Below are 14,260 nucleotides of genomic sequence, written 5' to 3'. Positions count from 1 at the left end.
CATATGCCCGATGAGCACGGGCTGTGCTCTGCCTGGGGGCGAGCTGTGGATGGATGAGATACGGGTAAGAGAGCCATACCTGGTGCGCCGACCCCGTTTCGGGTGCCCGCTCGGTGGCACGGGCAGCCGTGCAGATGAATGCCTCATGGTGATCACTCATTCGGCTGCCCCGGACCTCCGACGAACGATATGTTCCCTGGGGCCACAGCCATGCCCGGCCAGGCCACTGTCGGACCTGGCGATTACCCTGAGCGCGGAGAGGAGGACAGCTTGCTGTTGAGATTCCGCGTCGCGAACGTACGGTCCCTGCGCGATGAGCAGGAGCTGTCCTTCGTCGAGCCCGAAGACGAAACGAGCTCAGCGGCCCGGCTGGTGGAGCTGGCGGGCGGCCGGTCATTGGGAGTCCTCCCGCTGATCGGCATCTTCGGTGCCAATGCGTCGGGCAAGTCGAATGTGCTCACTGCACTCGTCGACATGCGTAATGCGGTCCTCAACTCCTATGCGCGTTGGGCTTCGTACGAGGGCATTCCGCGCGCTGTCTTCGCACTCGATCCCAAGGGGCAGAGCGAGCCGAGCTTCTTCGAAGTCGATCTCGTCATGGACGGGGTGCGCTGGACGTACGGTTTCGAGCTCGGTAGGACGCGCGTCGAAGCCGAATGGCTGCACAGCTACCCGCGAGGTCACCGCCAGGTGTGGCTGGACCGGGACGCCTCCCGGGCAGAGGTATACGAGTGGCGGGGTAACCGGGTCAAGGACCGCGCGCAGCTCGCCCGGCGTACCCGTCCGAACGCACTGCTGCTCTCCACGGCAGGGACGGACAATCACCCGCAGCTGTCTCCCCTCTTCCACTGGTTCCGCCGCAATCTGTGGCTGATCAATCCGGAGGAGGAACGGCCACAGCGCGAGGCGTTCACCAGACAGGAACTTTCCGGAGCCCGGGCCCGCCGCATCGAAGAACTGTTGCGCGTGGCCGACCTCGGCATCACCGGAACCGAAGTCGTGGACGACGGCAAAGGCCGGGCGACGGTGAAGCTGGTCCACCGCTCGGCCACGGGCGAAGTCGCCTTCGACTGGCAGACGGAGTCGTTGGGTACCCGGTCCTGGTTCGCTCTACTTGGCCCATTGCTGCTGGCCTTGGACGAGGGCGCCGTGCTGCTCGTCGACGAGCTGGACGCCAGCCTGCATCCGCGCTTCGCCGCCGAAGTCGTCCGACTCTTCCACGACCCGTACGCCAATCCGAACGGCGCGCAGCTGGTCTTCACCTCGCACGACCCGTCCGTGCTCACCACGCCGAGTGGTGGGCGACTGCTGGAGCCCGGCCAGGTGTGGCTGACGGAGAAGGACAAGGACGGGGCGACAGAGCTCTATCCGCTGACCGCGGCATCCCCTGGGGAGGGCGAGGACCTGATGAAGTCGTATCTGGCGGGGGCCTTCGGCGCGGTCCCGTCTCTCTTGGATGGGCAGATCGCCCGGCGGCTGATGGCCGCCCGTGAGGACGCCGAGCACGAGGTGGAGCAGGGCTGATGGCGAGGACGAGGGGGAAGGACTCGCTGGGGCCGGCGCAGCGCCGCGGGCGGCGCAAGAGAGTCGTCCACGTCTTCACCGAGGGGCTGCTCACAGAACCCTCGTACATCGAGATCATCAAGCAGCACGGAGTCCCGGCCGACCCGGCGCTGACCGTGGAGGTGCGCATCGCGAACGCCTCTGCCCCCGGCTCCCAGCGCAAGCCGCTCAAGCTGGTCGAAGCGGCGGTCAGGCTGATGCGGGACGAGCAACGGCAGGCGAAGCGCAGCGGCCTGGAGAAGAAGTACTTACCGCAGGTCTGGTGCCTCTTCGACCGAGACGAGCACGAGGGCATCGAGACCGCGTTGAAGCAGGCGCGGGAGGGCGACGTCAGAGTCGCCTTCTCTCATCCCTGCTTCGAGGTCTGGCGCCTGCTACACCACAAGCCGGTCACCGGCACGTTCGGCGGGGTCTGCGGTCAGGTGACGACGAGACTGCCGTTCGCGAGGACTCCGAAGGACTCGGCGAACATCAAGCTGGTACTGCCGCACCAGATCACCGGGGGCTACCTGGATGCGAGGAAGCGCGCCCGTCAGATGAATGCTCAGCACGGCGACCACGTGTCACTCGTGAACCGGGACCCGTACACCGATGTTCACGAATTCGTGGAGCAAGGGCTCGGAATTGCCTCGTACTGACCGGCTCACGCCGTTGCTGTTCCCGGCGGGCCTGCATCCCGACCGATACCGACAAGCGGATTTCGGTACGGACCGCAGCGGCCGTAGGGTTCCTACGTCACTTCAGGTCGTAGGGAGTCGTACGTGGCCAAGCTCACGCTCGCGCAGTTGGAGCGGCATCTTTTCGCCGCCGCGGACATCCTCCGCGGGACGATGGATGCCTCCGAGTACAAGGACTACATCTTCGGGCTGCTCTTCCTGAAGCGGGCCAATGACGAGTTCGAGGCGGCGCGGGAACGGATCGAGGAGCAGGCGGCCAAAGAGCTGGGCCTCACCGGTGAGGTGCTGGCCGGTTATCTGGAGCAGGAGTCGGCGTACAGCGACCGTGACGTGCTGTTCGTCCCGAAGATCGCCCGCTGGGAGCGGATCTCGTCTGCCACTCACAACATTACCGAGGACCGACTGCGTCCGGCTCTGCAGGCGCTTGAGGGGCAGAACGCCAAGCTAAAGGGCCTCTTCGACCACCTCGACTTCAACCGCATCGGCGGCTCCGGCGCGGCTGCGGGCGCGGCCAAACTCGCCGACCAACGGCTGAAGCTGCTCATCGCACACTTCGGCCGTATCCGGCTGCGTACGGACGACTTCGAGTTCCCCGACCTGATCGGTGCCGCCTACGAATACCTGATCAAGGAGTTCGCGGACTCGGCGGGCCGCAAGGGCGGCGAGTTCTATACCCCGCGTGCCGTGGTCCGCATGATGGTCGAGCTGCTGGGCCCCAAACAGGGGATGCGGATCTACGACCCGTGCGTCGGCTCGGGCGGCATGCTCATCCACGCCAAGGAGTACGTGGAGGAGCACGGAGGCGACACATCGGACATGTTCTTCGCGGGCCAGGATGCCAACAGCGGCTCGTGGATCATGTCGACGATGAACATGGTGCTGCACGGGGTGCGCCGCTTCGACCTGCACACGGGCGACACGCTCGCCGAGCCGGCGCATGTGCCGAAGTCGGACGCGGATCGGTTCGACGGTGTGCTCAGTAATCCGCCCTTCTCCATGGACTACGTGCTCAGTGACCTGGCGTACGGTGCGCAGCGCACGACGTACGGGGCGACGAGCGAGCGTGGCAAGGCTGACCTGATGTTCCTCCAGCACATGCTGTGGGAGACCAAGCGGGAGGGGCGGGCTGGCATGGTCATTACGGTCATGCCGCACGGTGTGCTGTTCCGTGGAGGCGGCGAGCAGGAGATCCGTACGAAGCTGCTGGACGAGGACGCGATCGAGGCGGTCATCGGCCTCGCCCCGAACCTTTTCTATGGCACCGGCATCCCGGCCTGCATCCTGGTGTTGCGCCCGCCGGGGAAGAAGGACCCGGCGCGGGTCGGCAAGGTGCTGTTCATCAACGCGGACCGAGAGTTCCTCGCGGAGCGGGCGCAGAGCGTGCTGCTGCCCGAGCACGCTGAGAAGATCACGTCCGCCTTCCACGAGTACGCGGAGGTACCTGGCTTCTCGCGTGTCGTCAGCCGCGAGGAGCTGCGGGACAACGATGACAACCTCAATATCCGCCGCTACGTGGACAACACGCCAGCGCCGGAACCGCAAGATGTGCGGGCGCACTTGGTAGGTGGAGTCCCGCGTGCGGAGATCGAGGCGAAGAAGGAGCTGCTCGACTCGTACGGGATTGTGCTGACGGATCTCTTCGCGGAGAGGGACCCGGTCGACGTGAAGTACGTGGACTTCCTGCCGGAGGGGCAGAGGCCGGACACGGTGAGGCTGGGGGAGCTGACCCATCCGCGTGAGGACACTCTTCGGGCGGCTTTCGACAAGTGGTGGGTGGCGGAGGCACAGCAGTTGGAGGCAGTTGCCGCGACACCGGAGCGACTTGCGGACCTGACGCCCTCGGAGCGCAAGGCTGCCCTGATGGCGGTGCGCGGCTCGCTGATCGAGTCGTTTGTGGAACAGTTGGGAGTTGTGGGTCTACTGGACCGATACGCGCTGTCGGGCGCGGTGGCTGGCTGGTGGTACGAGGCCAAGTATGACCTGCTCGCGTTGTCGGAGAACGGGTTTGCGGGGGTCGTGGACGGCTGGGTGGAGAACGTCGAGACGATGCTTGCACCTGAACAGGACCCGAAGACAAGGAAGTTGAGGAAACGGACGGCTGCTGAGCGGCGGCAGGCGTATGACCACAAGGTGGTTGCTGCGATCGCCCCGGACTTCCTGGAGGAACTGGCGGCGGCGGACGCGCGGAAAGCGGAGCTGGATGCGCGATGGAGGGAGCTGAACGCGGATCCGGAGTCGTCGGAGGACGGTGAGGGTGACGAAGGTGGCGAGGACGCTGTCACACGCGAGGCCATGGCCCTGAGCGTTGAGCAGTTGGCGGAGCTTGCCCAGGTGAAGAAGGACCGCACGAAGGTGGGTGCGCTGATCAAGCGCCTTGAGGCGGACTTCTGGTTTGAGCGGGCCTTGGGCGAGCAGCCCATGCTGGGCGAGGAGCTGCCACGACTGTTCCGGGCGCGGGGGGCGTTGGAGCCGGAGGGGGAGCGCCGGGTGGTGCTGGACCTGCTGCGGGATGACCTGGCGGGCAAGCTGGATGGTCATGTGGTGCGACGTCGGCGGGAGTTGGCGGAGGCGTACGGGGTGTGGGAGGCGAAGTACGCGGTATCGCTGCGGGAGATCCGGGTGGGGCGGGCGAAAGCGGCGGCGGAGCTGGATGGGTTCCTGAAGGAGCTTGGGCATGACCTCTGACGCTAAGGGTTGGGTGTCTGCTCCGTTGCGGAGGTACCTATCACGAATCGAGGCAGGGCGAAGCCCAGATTTGCCTGATACTCCTACCGCTCCCGGCGGTTGGGGCGTTCTTAAGGTCAGCGCGGTGAATTCGAGTGGTTACCGTCCGAGTGAGAACAAGGCTGTCATAGACCTTGGCTCGGTCGAGCCGCGCTATGAAATTCGCCCGGGAGACTTGCTGTTCTCTCGTGCGAACACCCCTGAGCTGGTGGGATCGGCGTGTCTCGCCACCGTCTCCAGCGAGCGCCTTCTTCTGTCGGACAAGACGCTTCGCTTGATCGTCGACCCATCACTTGCTGATCCTCGCTATGTCTGTATCTGCTTGTCCAGCCATCAGCTTCGTCGGCAGATCGTGAATGCGGCGTCGGGTAGCAGCATGAGCATGCAGAATATTAGCCAAGCCGCCATTGAGGGACTCGTTCTGCGGTGGCCACCCTTGCGTGAGCAGCGGCGGATCGTCGAGGTCATCGAATCGGTTGATAGTGTGATCTCGCTATCGGATCAGGCCCTGGGAAAGGAGTTGCTCGTCGAGGACGGGCTGCTGAAGCGCTTCCTGGAGCCATCGCCGGACGATCCGGTAGACGATTGGATCGATGGCTATTTCGTCGACCTGGCCCACCTGCAGCGAGGGTTCGATATTACGGTCGCTGAGCAGCGCCAAGGCGTGATTCCTGTGGTCTCTTCCTCAGGCATTTCGAGCTTTCATGACGTTGCTAAGGTTGCAGGCCCGGGAGTTGTTACGGGGCGCAAGGGTAAGCTTGGGGATGTTTACTATCTGGAATCAGATTACTGGCCCCACGACACTAGTCTTTGGGTTACCGATTTCAAGGGCAATGATCCGTACTTTGTGGCGCTCTATATGAGGGCCATGCGCCTTGAGCGGTTTGATGCGGCCACTTCCGTTCCTACGCTTAATAGGAATGTTGTGCATCGAGTTCCGGCAGTTTTCCCTCGGGTTTCACGGCAGCGTGAAATTGTTGCCCGCATCAAGGAGCAGAGTGTCAGGGTGTCGGCGTTGAAGGATGAAATCGCCAAGCTGAGAGCCCTTAAGGTCGGCCTGGTGGACGACTTGTTGGCTGGCGGTGTCTGAATGGCGGTAGTCGCCACGGCTGAGTAAACGGCTGCCACCCCCATCGCGGAACGGGGGCCGGTCGCTTTGGGGCGCTGCCAGGGTGTTCAGGTAGGGAAATCCCCGTCCTTGATGGCCGTGACGAACGATGACCAACCAGCCGCAGGGAACACCAAGGCGGGGCCGTGCGGGATCTTGGAGTCCCTGACGGGGACGCCTGACGGGTGGCCGTCCAGCACCTCGACGCAACTGTTGGCCTCGGTTCCGCTGTAGGACGACTTGCGCCAACCGCTCAGTGTGTCTGCGCTTGGGATGGTGTGCTCAGCCATGGTGTCCGTAGTCCTTCGCTGTCGCCCTCAGCAGGGCAAGGGACTCTTGCAGCGGCAACGCGTCGCTCAGTGCGAGATGGTAGGCGCCCTGGAGTCGTTCGACGATGGCGGGGGCGTCGTGAACCTTGCCGAACTGCAGGCCCTCGGAATAGGCCACAGGAGGCTGGTCCTCGAACCACATCAGCGTCAGCATGCTGTTCAGGATCTGGTAAGCGCCTACACTGTACGGAATCACGTGCACGCGTACCCGCTCGTCCTCAGCCAAGCGGACCATATGCATGAGCTGTTCCGCCATGACCTCCGGGCCGCCGACCGGGCGTCGTAGTACTGCCTCGTCCAACAGTGCCCACACTACGGGCGTCACTGGGGCGGTGAGGATCCTCGAGCGCTCGAGCCGTGTGACAACGTTCCTGTCACGCTCCTCTTCACTCGCAGGCGGGTATCCGACGCTCAGAAGAGCACGCGCGTACCTCTCCGTCTGCAGGATGCCAGGCACGAAGGTGGGCGCGAACTCACGGATCACCGTTGCCTGTTGTTCGAGTTGTCGGGCTGCCTCGAAGTAGTCTTCGACCGCTGCGTTGTCCTGAGGCAGGAAGCTGCTCAGCACATTCCCCGTGCCCAGAGCCGTATCCAGACGCCGTGCGTCCTCCTTCGAAGGGATGCGGCGCCCAGCTTCGACGTGGGCGATGTGCGAGCGGGTCATGACCGCCATGTCGGCCAGTTGCTGCTGCGTCAGGCCGGCCGTCTCGCGCTGCTGCTTGAGCCAGTCACCGTACGTGCTGCTCATGGCCAACTCCCTTGTGACAAATGCCTGGTCACGCTCACCACTCTGGCGAGCCTAGACCGCACTGTCTCACTCTGTGAGTTGATCGCTACAGAAAGCGATACCCCCGCGACCGCGCGACCGGTCCGGGGGCGTGGCCATCAACGAACCCAACGGAGTTGACGACATGACTCACCGTATCGTCCGCCTCTTCGAGCCGCTGGTGCGGTTCCTGTTCCCCGGCTCGGGGCGCCATCGCCTGGCCGCCACCGCCACCGCTCCTGTGTACCGATGCGCCACCCCCTCGTACGCCCACGGGCAGACCGCCCGTCGCGTCGGCTCCCGCCCCCTGCGCGGCGAGGACAACGCGATGGTCCGCCCCTATCTCGTCGTTCATGAGCAGCGTGAGGAAGCACGGCGGCAGCGGGCCCGGCGACGTGCCCTGTGGCTCGCCGTGCACGGCGTCGACATCGGGCCGCGGCTCATCCATGGCGTGGAGGTGACCGCGTGATCGGCGGCCAAGCGCAAGCGGCGCGACTGCTCCCGTGGGCCGGTCCGGAGGGCAAGCCCTGCTACCTCGTCGGCGACGGGACCGGTTACCTCTCCCACGTCGCCGACAACATCGAGTGCGTGCAGCTCGGCATGGCGGGTGAACTCCTTGACCATGCGGCCGACATGCTCGCCGACCGTAAGGCCACCTTCGCGCAACTGCACTTCCTTGCATCCTGAATGGCCGAAGCGCTGCGCGACGTCCACCGCATCGCGGAGGGCCGGGGCGCCCGCCTTCCCGCGTCCGAGTATGACGATCCTGACGAGATCGACGTTCCTGACGGCACTGAGAGCCGCGTACCGGAATCCTGATTCGCCCCGCCGTACGGCGCACCCCCAGCCCGGGGGCGTACTCCACATATCCTGGTACGCCTCCGGGCCCCCGCCCTACCCGCCCTCATCCGGCCGGAACCCTCCCCCCAACCCCGCCCAAGGCGCAGAATGGATCACCTGAGCGGGCAGGCGAGGGCGGGCGGAAGGCGCGGCGCATGGCAGTGCAGGTCGAGCGGGACGAGGTGGAGCGGCCGTTCGTCGAGCAGCTCACCGCCATGGGCTGGACGCACGTCCCCGGTACGGAGGTTGGCACGCTCGACGTCGGTACGCCGCTCCTCGTCGATGAGCTCAAAGCCGCCCTGCGACGTATCAACCTCCGCGCAACGGACCGTGAGCCATGGATGGACGATACCGATGTCGCCCGCTCCGTCGGGGAGTTGGCCTCCGTCCCGCTCGGTAAGGGCATCGCCCAGGCCAACTTCGACGCCACCGACCTGCTGCTCAGCGGATACGTCCTCACCGGACCCTCCGCCGCACACGGCGGTGCGTCCGCCACCGTCCAGTACATCGACTGGCACCCCGACCACGTTGCGCTCAACGTCTTCACCGTGGTCGACCAGCTCCGCGTCAAGAACCGTTCCGGGGACGTGTCGATACTGGACATCGTCCTTTTCGTGAACGGCATCCCCCTCGTCGCCGTCGAGTGCAAGAGCCCCGATCTCGCCGAGCCCGTCCGCAGCGCCGTACTCGACCTGAGGCACTATGCCGGCGACCCGATTGACGACGACGAGCGCGCCGGAACCGACCTTCCGCTCCCTGGCGGTGTGCCGGAGCTATTCCGTACCGTTCAGCTGCTGGTGGCCGCCACCGGCGAGACCGCTCACCTCGGCACCGTCACATCCACGCCCGATCACTACTACCCGTGGCGAAGCGTGGCACCTGAGAATGAGAGCACGCTCAGGTCGGAACTGCCCGGCGGCACTGGAAAGTTGACCGAGCAGCACAAGCTCGTCGGCGTGGTCCTGCGGCCCGCCGCCCTCCTCAACTTCGTACGCCATTACGTCATCCCGCTGCCCGTCGAGACCGACTCCGGCGCGGTGCGAACCGTCAAGGTGGTCGCCCGCCACCAGCAGTACCGGGCCGCGGAGAAGGCCGTACGGAAACTGCTCACCGGCCGCGCGCGCGGCGGCCCGGTTCTCGACGACGAGCGCGGTGGCGTCATCTGGCACACGCAGGGCTCCGGCAAGAGCCTCACCATGACCTTCCTGGTGCGCCGGGTGCATCTGCATCCGAAACTCAGCGAGTTCACGGTCGTGATCGTCACCGACCGCACTCAGTTGCAGGACCAACTCTCCGGGACCCTGAAGCTGAGCGAGTCGGACGTCGAGACGGCCGAGACCCGTACGCAGATGGAAGGGCTGCTGCGGGACGGTGGGCGTCGGGTCGTCTTCGCGATGATCCAGAAGTACGGGGGCGGGTTCACCTTCGCCGCGGAAGCCGACGGCGACGGTGACGACCGGGACCTCGCGGGCGAGTACCAGGCTGCCGAGCAGGCCAGGAAGAGCAAGCGGCGCAAGAGCCCGCCTCCGGTTCCGAACTTCCCCGAGTGCAACACCTCGCCCGAGATCCTCGTCCTCGTCGACGAGGCGCACCGATCGCACACCAGCGTTCTGCACGCTGCACTGCGGAAGGCCATTCCCAACGCCGCGAAGATCGGGTTCACGGGTACGCCGATCATGACCGGCGAGGAGGCCGACACACGCCGGATCTTCAGCGGCGGCCCGGATCGGGGCTTCCTCGACACCTACCGCATGGAGGACGCCGAGCGCGACGGGGTCGTCGTGCGCATCCGCTACGAGGGGCGCACCGGCGAAGGCAAGGTTCAGGACAAGGACGGCCTGGACCGCGACTTCGAGGATCTGATCCGCGACCGCAGCGACGACGAGCGGGCCACTCTGCTCAGACGCTGGCCCACCGAGCGTGATGTCGCCGAGTCCTGGCCGATGATCTGCAAGAAGGCCGAGGACATGCTGGAGCACTGGGTGTGCTGGGTGTTGCCTGGTGGCGGGTTCAAGGCTCAGGTCGCGGCCGTCAGCCGGAAGGCCGCGGTCGAGTACCACCACGCCCTGCGCCGGGCGCGTGACCAACTCCTCGCCGATCTCGTCGAGTTCAAGCCGGAATCGGTTCACGGGATCCCGGTCAAGGAGCTTCCGCAGCGTCTTCGCTACCTGTACCAGGCTTACGAGTTCCGGGCACTGCTCCGTCGCATCGACTTCGTGCCGATCATCTCTCCGGGTGCGGAGCGCAAGCGCCGCAAGTGGCTGCACTGGACCGACCCGAACCGGCAGAAGGCGTACATCGAACGCTTCCTCGAGGCGTTCCCGCATCTGCCGCCCGAGCCCGACTGGGTCGCCGCGACGCCCTTCAACATCCCGGAGCCGGACATTCCCGAGAGCGGCCTCGGGGCCGACACACCTTGGTCCGACATACCGACCGGGGAGCCGGAACCGCCTCTGGAGCCTTCGAAGGCCGCCGTCCCCGACCCTGTACACCCGGAAAGCCCCATCGCCTTCCTGATCGTGAAGTCGATGCTGCTCACCGGATTCGACGCCCCGCGCGAGCAGGTGCTCTATCTCGACCGGCCGATCCGTGACGCCGAGCTGCTTCAGGCCGTCGCCCGGGTCAACCGGCCCGCGCCGGGCAAACAGGTCGGCTATGTCGTGGACTACTACGGCGTCTTCGAGCACCTCTCCAGTGCACTCGCCGACTACCGGCAGGCCGACGTCGACGACACCATGCGCAGCCTGTCCGAGGAGGTTCGGGACTTGGCGCCGGCTGCAGAGCGGGTGCGTACCTTCCTCAGCGGTCATGGCGTCACGGATGCGGACCTCGCCGACCTTGCTCGGCTGCGGGGCGCCGTGCTGGCCTTCGAGGACGAGACGGCGCGCCTCGGATTCGACGAGGTGCTCCACGAGTTCCTCGCCGTACTGGAGCGGGTGCTGCCGCACGAGGACGCGCTGGACTACCTTGCCGACGCGCGGCGTTGGGGGATGCTGCAAAAGCGCATCCGGCGTCTGTACCGGGACGACATCGGTGGGACGTTCACCCTGCGTCGGTACGGCCGCAAGGTCCGGGCCATGATCGCCGACCATCTGGAGGGGCCGGAGATCGAGCAGGTCATTCCGCCTGTCTCGCTCACCTCGCCCGCCTTCGACGACATGGTGCGCGAGCTGCCCCCGCGCGAGGCCGCGGCCGAGATGGGGCACGCCCTCCGGTTCCACCTGGAGGAACGCGTCAAGAGGGAGGACCCGGAGAAGTACGACAGGCTCTCCAAACGACTGGAGGAGATCCTGAAGCAGATGCCCGGCCGCTTCGAGGACCAGGTCGAGGAGTTCGAGACGCTCATCGAGCAGGCCCGGCAGGAGGACGAGGAGGACCCGGCGCTCGCAGGGCTCAGCCCGCTGGAGCAGCGCGTTCATCGGCTTCTGGACCAGCTCCTGGAGGACAACCCGGGTATCGAGGGCGGCGTTCAGGACACGCGACCTCTGGTCGTCGCCGTGTGCGATACCGCGGCGAGCACGATGTCCAAGGCCTCCTACCAGGGACAGCACCAGGACATCACGCTGCTCGCGAACGGCATCCAGACACAGCTGATTCGCAGTGGCCTCAGGCCCGCGACCGCCGACTGGGGGCCGCTCACCAGCGTTTCCCAAAGACTCGCGGCGTACGCGGAGAACAACCGGCAGCAGTTCCTGAGCCGGGCCAGGGGAGAATAGGGCGCGTGACCGCGCTCGCCGAGAACCGCCAGGCCCAGACACCCGTCGACGGTGACTCGGTCACAGTCGACGGCCTCTCCTTGCGCGTACGTGCGAGTGCCCGCAGGAAGCGATTCGCGCTCACCGTGGAGCCGGACGCGACTCTGACGCTGCATGTTCCCGAAGGGCGCCCGAGGGCGGAGGCGGAGGGCTTCGTACGGGCGCACCGGGAGTGGGTGGTCGCGAAGCTCGGTCGACGGGAGCGGACTCGCCCGCTGAACCCCGCCAAGCAGCTGGCCGAGGGTGAGGTCTTCCGCTACCTGGGGCGGACGTACCGCTTGGCCGTGTCGGACAGCGCACCCGGAGACGGCAGGGTCCGGCTGGTCGCCGGACGGCTGGTCATTGCCCAGAAACAGGCCGAGGATGCGGCGGAGGGGCGTAACGCACTGGTCGACTGGTACTGCCGGGCAGGTCGGGCTTGGGTCTCCAACCGACTCCAGCCCTGGGCGTCCCGCATGGCGGTGGGCGAGCCCGAGCTGGACGTGCGGGACTTGGGGCAGAAGTGGGGCGCGTACCAGCCTGGGGACGGGGCGAGTGGGCGGGGCCGGATGAGCCTGGGGTGGCCGCTCTTCCAACTGCCCATGCACCTTGTCGACTACGTCATCGCACATGAATTGGCTCATGTGAAGGTGTCAGGGCACGGCGCGGACTTCTGGCGACTGGTGCGACTCGCGTTGCCGGAGTACGAGGAACGTCGCGCCGAGCTTGATGAGCTGGGGCGTCGTATGTGGATGGGGGAGATCCGCTGAGAGCAGCTGCGCGGCGGATCTGGCGCGGGTTCAGGCACAGCTAGCTTTGGGCTACTCAAGGAGAGAGGGGAACTTCTTCTTGTACGTGCACGCTTGATCGCTGAAGCCGGTGCAGAACTCGGCGGATTGCTTGTTGTCGAAACCATTGCCGGGGAGGCCGCCCGGCGGAATGAAGCCGGGTATCGCCTGGAACACGTCGGCAGCCGCCTCCGCCCGCTTCGTGTCCTTCTTGGCCTCGTCGAGATGCTCGCCCGCCTGTTGCAGGTGCTTGCGCAGCTCGCTACGGGGTGAGCCCGATGTCTTGTGGAGGTTGCTCGTCTGGGCCAACTCGTTGCTGCCCGTGCCGATGATGCGCAAGGTATTCAAGGTCGCGTACAGCTGACCGCAGAGATACGCCTTGCTATGTCCGTTGCTGGCCATGGCCCCTCCCGCCCCTCCGGTGACTACTGCCACTCACTACCCCGAACCCCCGCCCCGGGAACGCACGTACAACTTTTGGCCACCCCTATGAGTCAAGGGATGCGACTGCGCCCGTGGCGCATTCGTATCGGTTCAAGGGGATGGGAAGCCTCCATGACTCACCGGATATCCCGGGGTACCCGTGTGCTCGCAGCGAGCCTCGGGGCCGGAGTGATCGTGCCGTTCGTGGCGGCCGCGGCGCCCGCCGCCGCTGCGACGACACCGACGGTCACCTGTACATCGGCCCAGGCGGGCCTGGCCGCCAAGCTGCAGAAGGACATCACCGCGGCGCTCGCGAACCGCACCGGCACGGTCGCGGTCGGCCTCTACGACCGCGCCACCAAGACGACGTGCACCCTGCGGAGCGGCACCGCCTTCGACTCCGCCAGTGTCGTGAAGGTGACCGTTCTCGCCACGCTGCTGTGGGACGCGAAGAAGCACAACCGCTACCTGACCGACCGTGAGGCCTCCCTCGCCAAGGCCATGATCACCCGGTCGGACAACAACGCGACCACCACCCTGTGGAAGCAGCTGGGCATGACGAAGATCAAGGGCTTTCTGGCCGCGGCCGGCATGACCCAGACCGTGCCGGGCGCGAACGGCTACTGGGGCCTGACCCAGATCACCGTCACCGACGAGCAGAAGCTGCTCAAGCTCATCACCGCCAAGAACACGGTGCTGAGCGACAACTCCCGCGCGTACATCCTCAAGCTGATGGGCCAGGTCATCTCCTCGCAGCGCTGGGGTACGCCGGCCGGGGCGCCCTCGTCCGTGTCCGTGCACGTCAAGAACGGCTGGCTGCAGCGCTCCACGCACGGCTGGCGGGTGCACAGCGTCGGCACCTTCAACGGGGCCGGTCACGACTACATGATCACGGTGCTCACACACGGCAACAGCACCATGAGCTACGGCGTCACCACCATCCAGAACGTGGCCAAGGCCATCCACAAGGACTTGGTGCCGACGACGACCACGAGCAGCGCCACCGTCCAGCGGTACACGCCGACGGCCACCCCGCAGGAGGCGTTCCCGGCGGTGCCGTCGGGCGGCTGACGCTTCACGGGGACCATCTCCTCGTGAACTGTCCTTCACTGGGCGCCCAGGCCAAGCAGCCGTAGCCCAACCCGCTCCTCGACAACATCGAGGGCCTCGCGGTCACCTGCCGCACCCACGGCCGTCTGAACCTGCTCCTGGCCAGCGACGACAACCAGAACCCGGTCCAGATCACCCGCTTCTACTCCCCGCGGGTCCGGCTGCCGCAGGGGACGAATATTGCGGAGGGATGAAATC

Annotated in this window: 11 protein-coding genes and 2 pseudogenes; 10 read left to right on the top strand and 3 right to left on the bottom strand. The window is 66.1% G+C overall.

Annotated features, from left to right (window positions below; translation table 11 throughout):
• Window positions 1–270 precede the first annotated feature (270 nt).
• From ACZ4RZ_RS13330 to ACZ4RZ_RS13315, 4 genes are all read left to right on the top strand, one after another.
• The gene (locus tag ACZ4RZ_RS13330; RefSeq protein WP_467744203.1) at window positions 271–1,524 is read left to right on the top strand and encodes an AAA family ATPase; all 1,254 of its coding nucleotides are present in this window, start codon (window positions 271–273) and stop codon (window positions 1,522–1,524) included.
• Entirely contained in the window at window positions 1,524–2,201 is a 678-nt protein-coding gene (locus ACZ4RZ_RS13325) for an RloB family protein (RefSeq protein WP_467744201.1), read from the top strand. The genes ACZ4RZ_RS13330 and ACZ4RZ_RS13325 overlap by 1 nt, the downstream gene beginning before the upstream one ends.
• A gap of 123 nt (window positions 2,202–2,324) precedes the next feature.
• Window positions 2,325–4,925 carry a type I restriction-modification system subunit M gene (locus tag ACZ4RZ_RS13320; protein WP_467744199.1) on the top strand — a complete coding sequence of 867 codons (2,601 nt, stop codon included), beginning with the start codon at window positions 2,325–2,327 and terminating at the stop codon, window positions 4,923–4,925.
• Window positions 4,915–6,054, top strand: a complete 1,140-nt coding sequence (locus ACZ4RZ_RS13315) for a hypothetical protein (protein ID WP_467744197.1) — start codon at window positions 4,915–4,917, stop codon at window positions 6,052–6,054. The genes ACZ4RZ_RS13320 and ACZ4RZ_RS13315 overlap by 11 nt, the downstream gene beginning before the upstream one ends.
• Before the next feature lie 86 nt (window positions 6,055–6,140).
• Here ACZ4RZ_RS13315 and ACZ4RZ_RS13310 read toward each other — a convergent pair whose 3' ends face one another.
• Both ACZ4RZ_RS13310 and ACZ4RZ_RS13305 read right to left on the bottom strand, forming a co-directional pair.
• Complete coding sequence (locus ACZ4RZ_RS13310; protein ID WP_467744195.1) at window positions 6,141–6,362, bottom strand: DUF397 domain-containing protein; 222 nt, start codon at window positions 6,360–6,362, stop codon at window positions 6,141–6,143.
• Entirely contained in the window at window positions 6,355–7,149 is a 795-nt protein-coding gene (locus ACZ4RZ_RS13305) for a helix-turn-helix domain-containing protein (protein ID WP_467744193.1), read from the bottom strand. Before ACZ4RZ_RS13305 ends, ACZ4RZ_RS13310 begins: the two co-directional genes overlap by 8 nt.
• 163 nt (window positions 7,150–7,312) lie before the next feature.
• Here ACZ4RZ_RS13305 and ACZ4RZ_RS13300 point away from each other — a divergent pair, with 163 nt between their 5' ends.
• The 4 genes and pseudogenes from ACZ4RZ_RS13300 to ACZ4RZ_RS13285 all read left to right on the top strand — a co-directional run bounded on the left by ACZ4RZ_RS13300 (window position 7,313) and on the right by ACZ4RZ_RS13285 (window position 12,511).
• Entirely contained in the window at window positions 7,313–7,636 is a 324-nt protein-coding gene (locus ACZ4RZ_RS13300; protein WP_467744191.1) for a hypothetical protein, read from the top strand.
• Window positions 7,633–7,986: pseudogene (locus ACZ4RZ_RS13295) on the top strand (hypothetical protein). Before ACZ4RZ_RS13300 ends, ACZ4RZ_RS13295 begins: the two are co-directional and overlap by 4 nt.
• Before the next feature lie 176 nt (window positions 7,987–8,162).
• The gene (locus tag ACZ4RZ_RS13290) at window positions 8,163–11,723 is read left to right on the top strand and encodes a type I restriction endonuclease subunit R (RefSeq protein ID WP_467744189.1); all 3,561 of its coding nucleotides are present in this window, start codon (window positions 8,163–8,165) and stop codon (window positions 11,721–11,723) included.
• Between the two features lie 5 nt (window positions 11,724–11,728).
• Entirely contained in the window at window positions 11,729–12,511 is a 783-nt protein-coding gene (locus ACZ4RZ_RS13285; RefSeq protein ID WP_467744187.1) for a M48 family metallopeptidase, read from the top strand.
• A 51-nt stretch (window positions 12,512–12,562) separates the two neighbouring features.
• Here ACZ4RZ_RS13285 and ACZ4RZ_RS13280 read toward each other — a convergent pair whose 3' ends face one another.
• The gene (locus ACZ4RZ_RS13280) at window positions 12,563–12,931 is read right to left on the bottom strand and encodes a hypothetical protein (RefSeq protein WP_467744185.1); all 369 of its coding nucleotides are present in this window, start codon (window positions 12,929–12,931) and stop codon (window positions 12,563–12,565) included.
• A gap of 153 nt (window positions 12,932–13,084) precedes the next feature.
• On the opposite strand from ACZ4RZ_RS13280, the gene ACZ4RZ_RS13275 reads away from it, so the two are divergent.
• A complete protein-coding gene (locus ACZ4RZ_RS13275) occupies window positions 13,085–14,023 on the top strand; it encodes a serine hydrolase (protein WP_467744183.1) in 939 nt (312 codons plus the stop codon).
• Window positions 14,017–14,256, top strand: a pseudogene (locus ACZ4RZ_RS13270) (hypothetical protein); the annotation flags it as partial. The gene ACZ4RZ_RS13275 and the pseudogene ACZ4RZ_RS13270, both read left to right, overlap by 7 nt.
• Between the last annotated feature and the right edge of the window lie 4 nt (window positions 14,257–14,260).

Source organism: Streptomyces sp. NPDC027189 (assembly GCF_055566975.1).
This window is presented reverse-complemented; position numbering and strand designations above follow the sequence as displayed.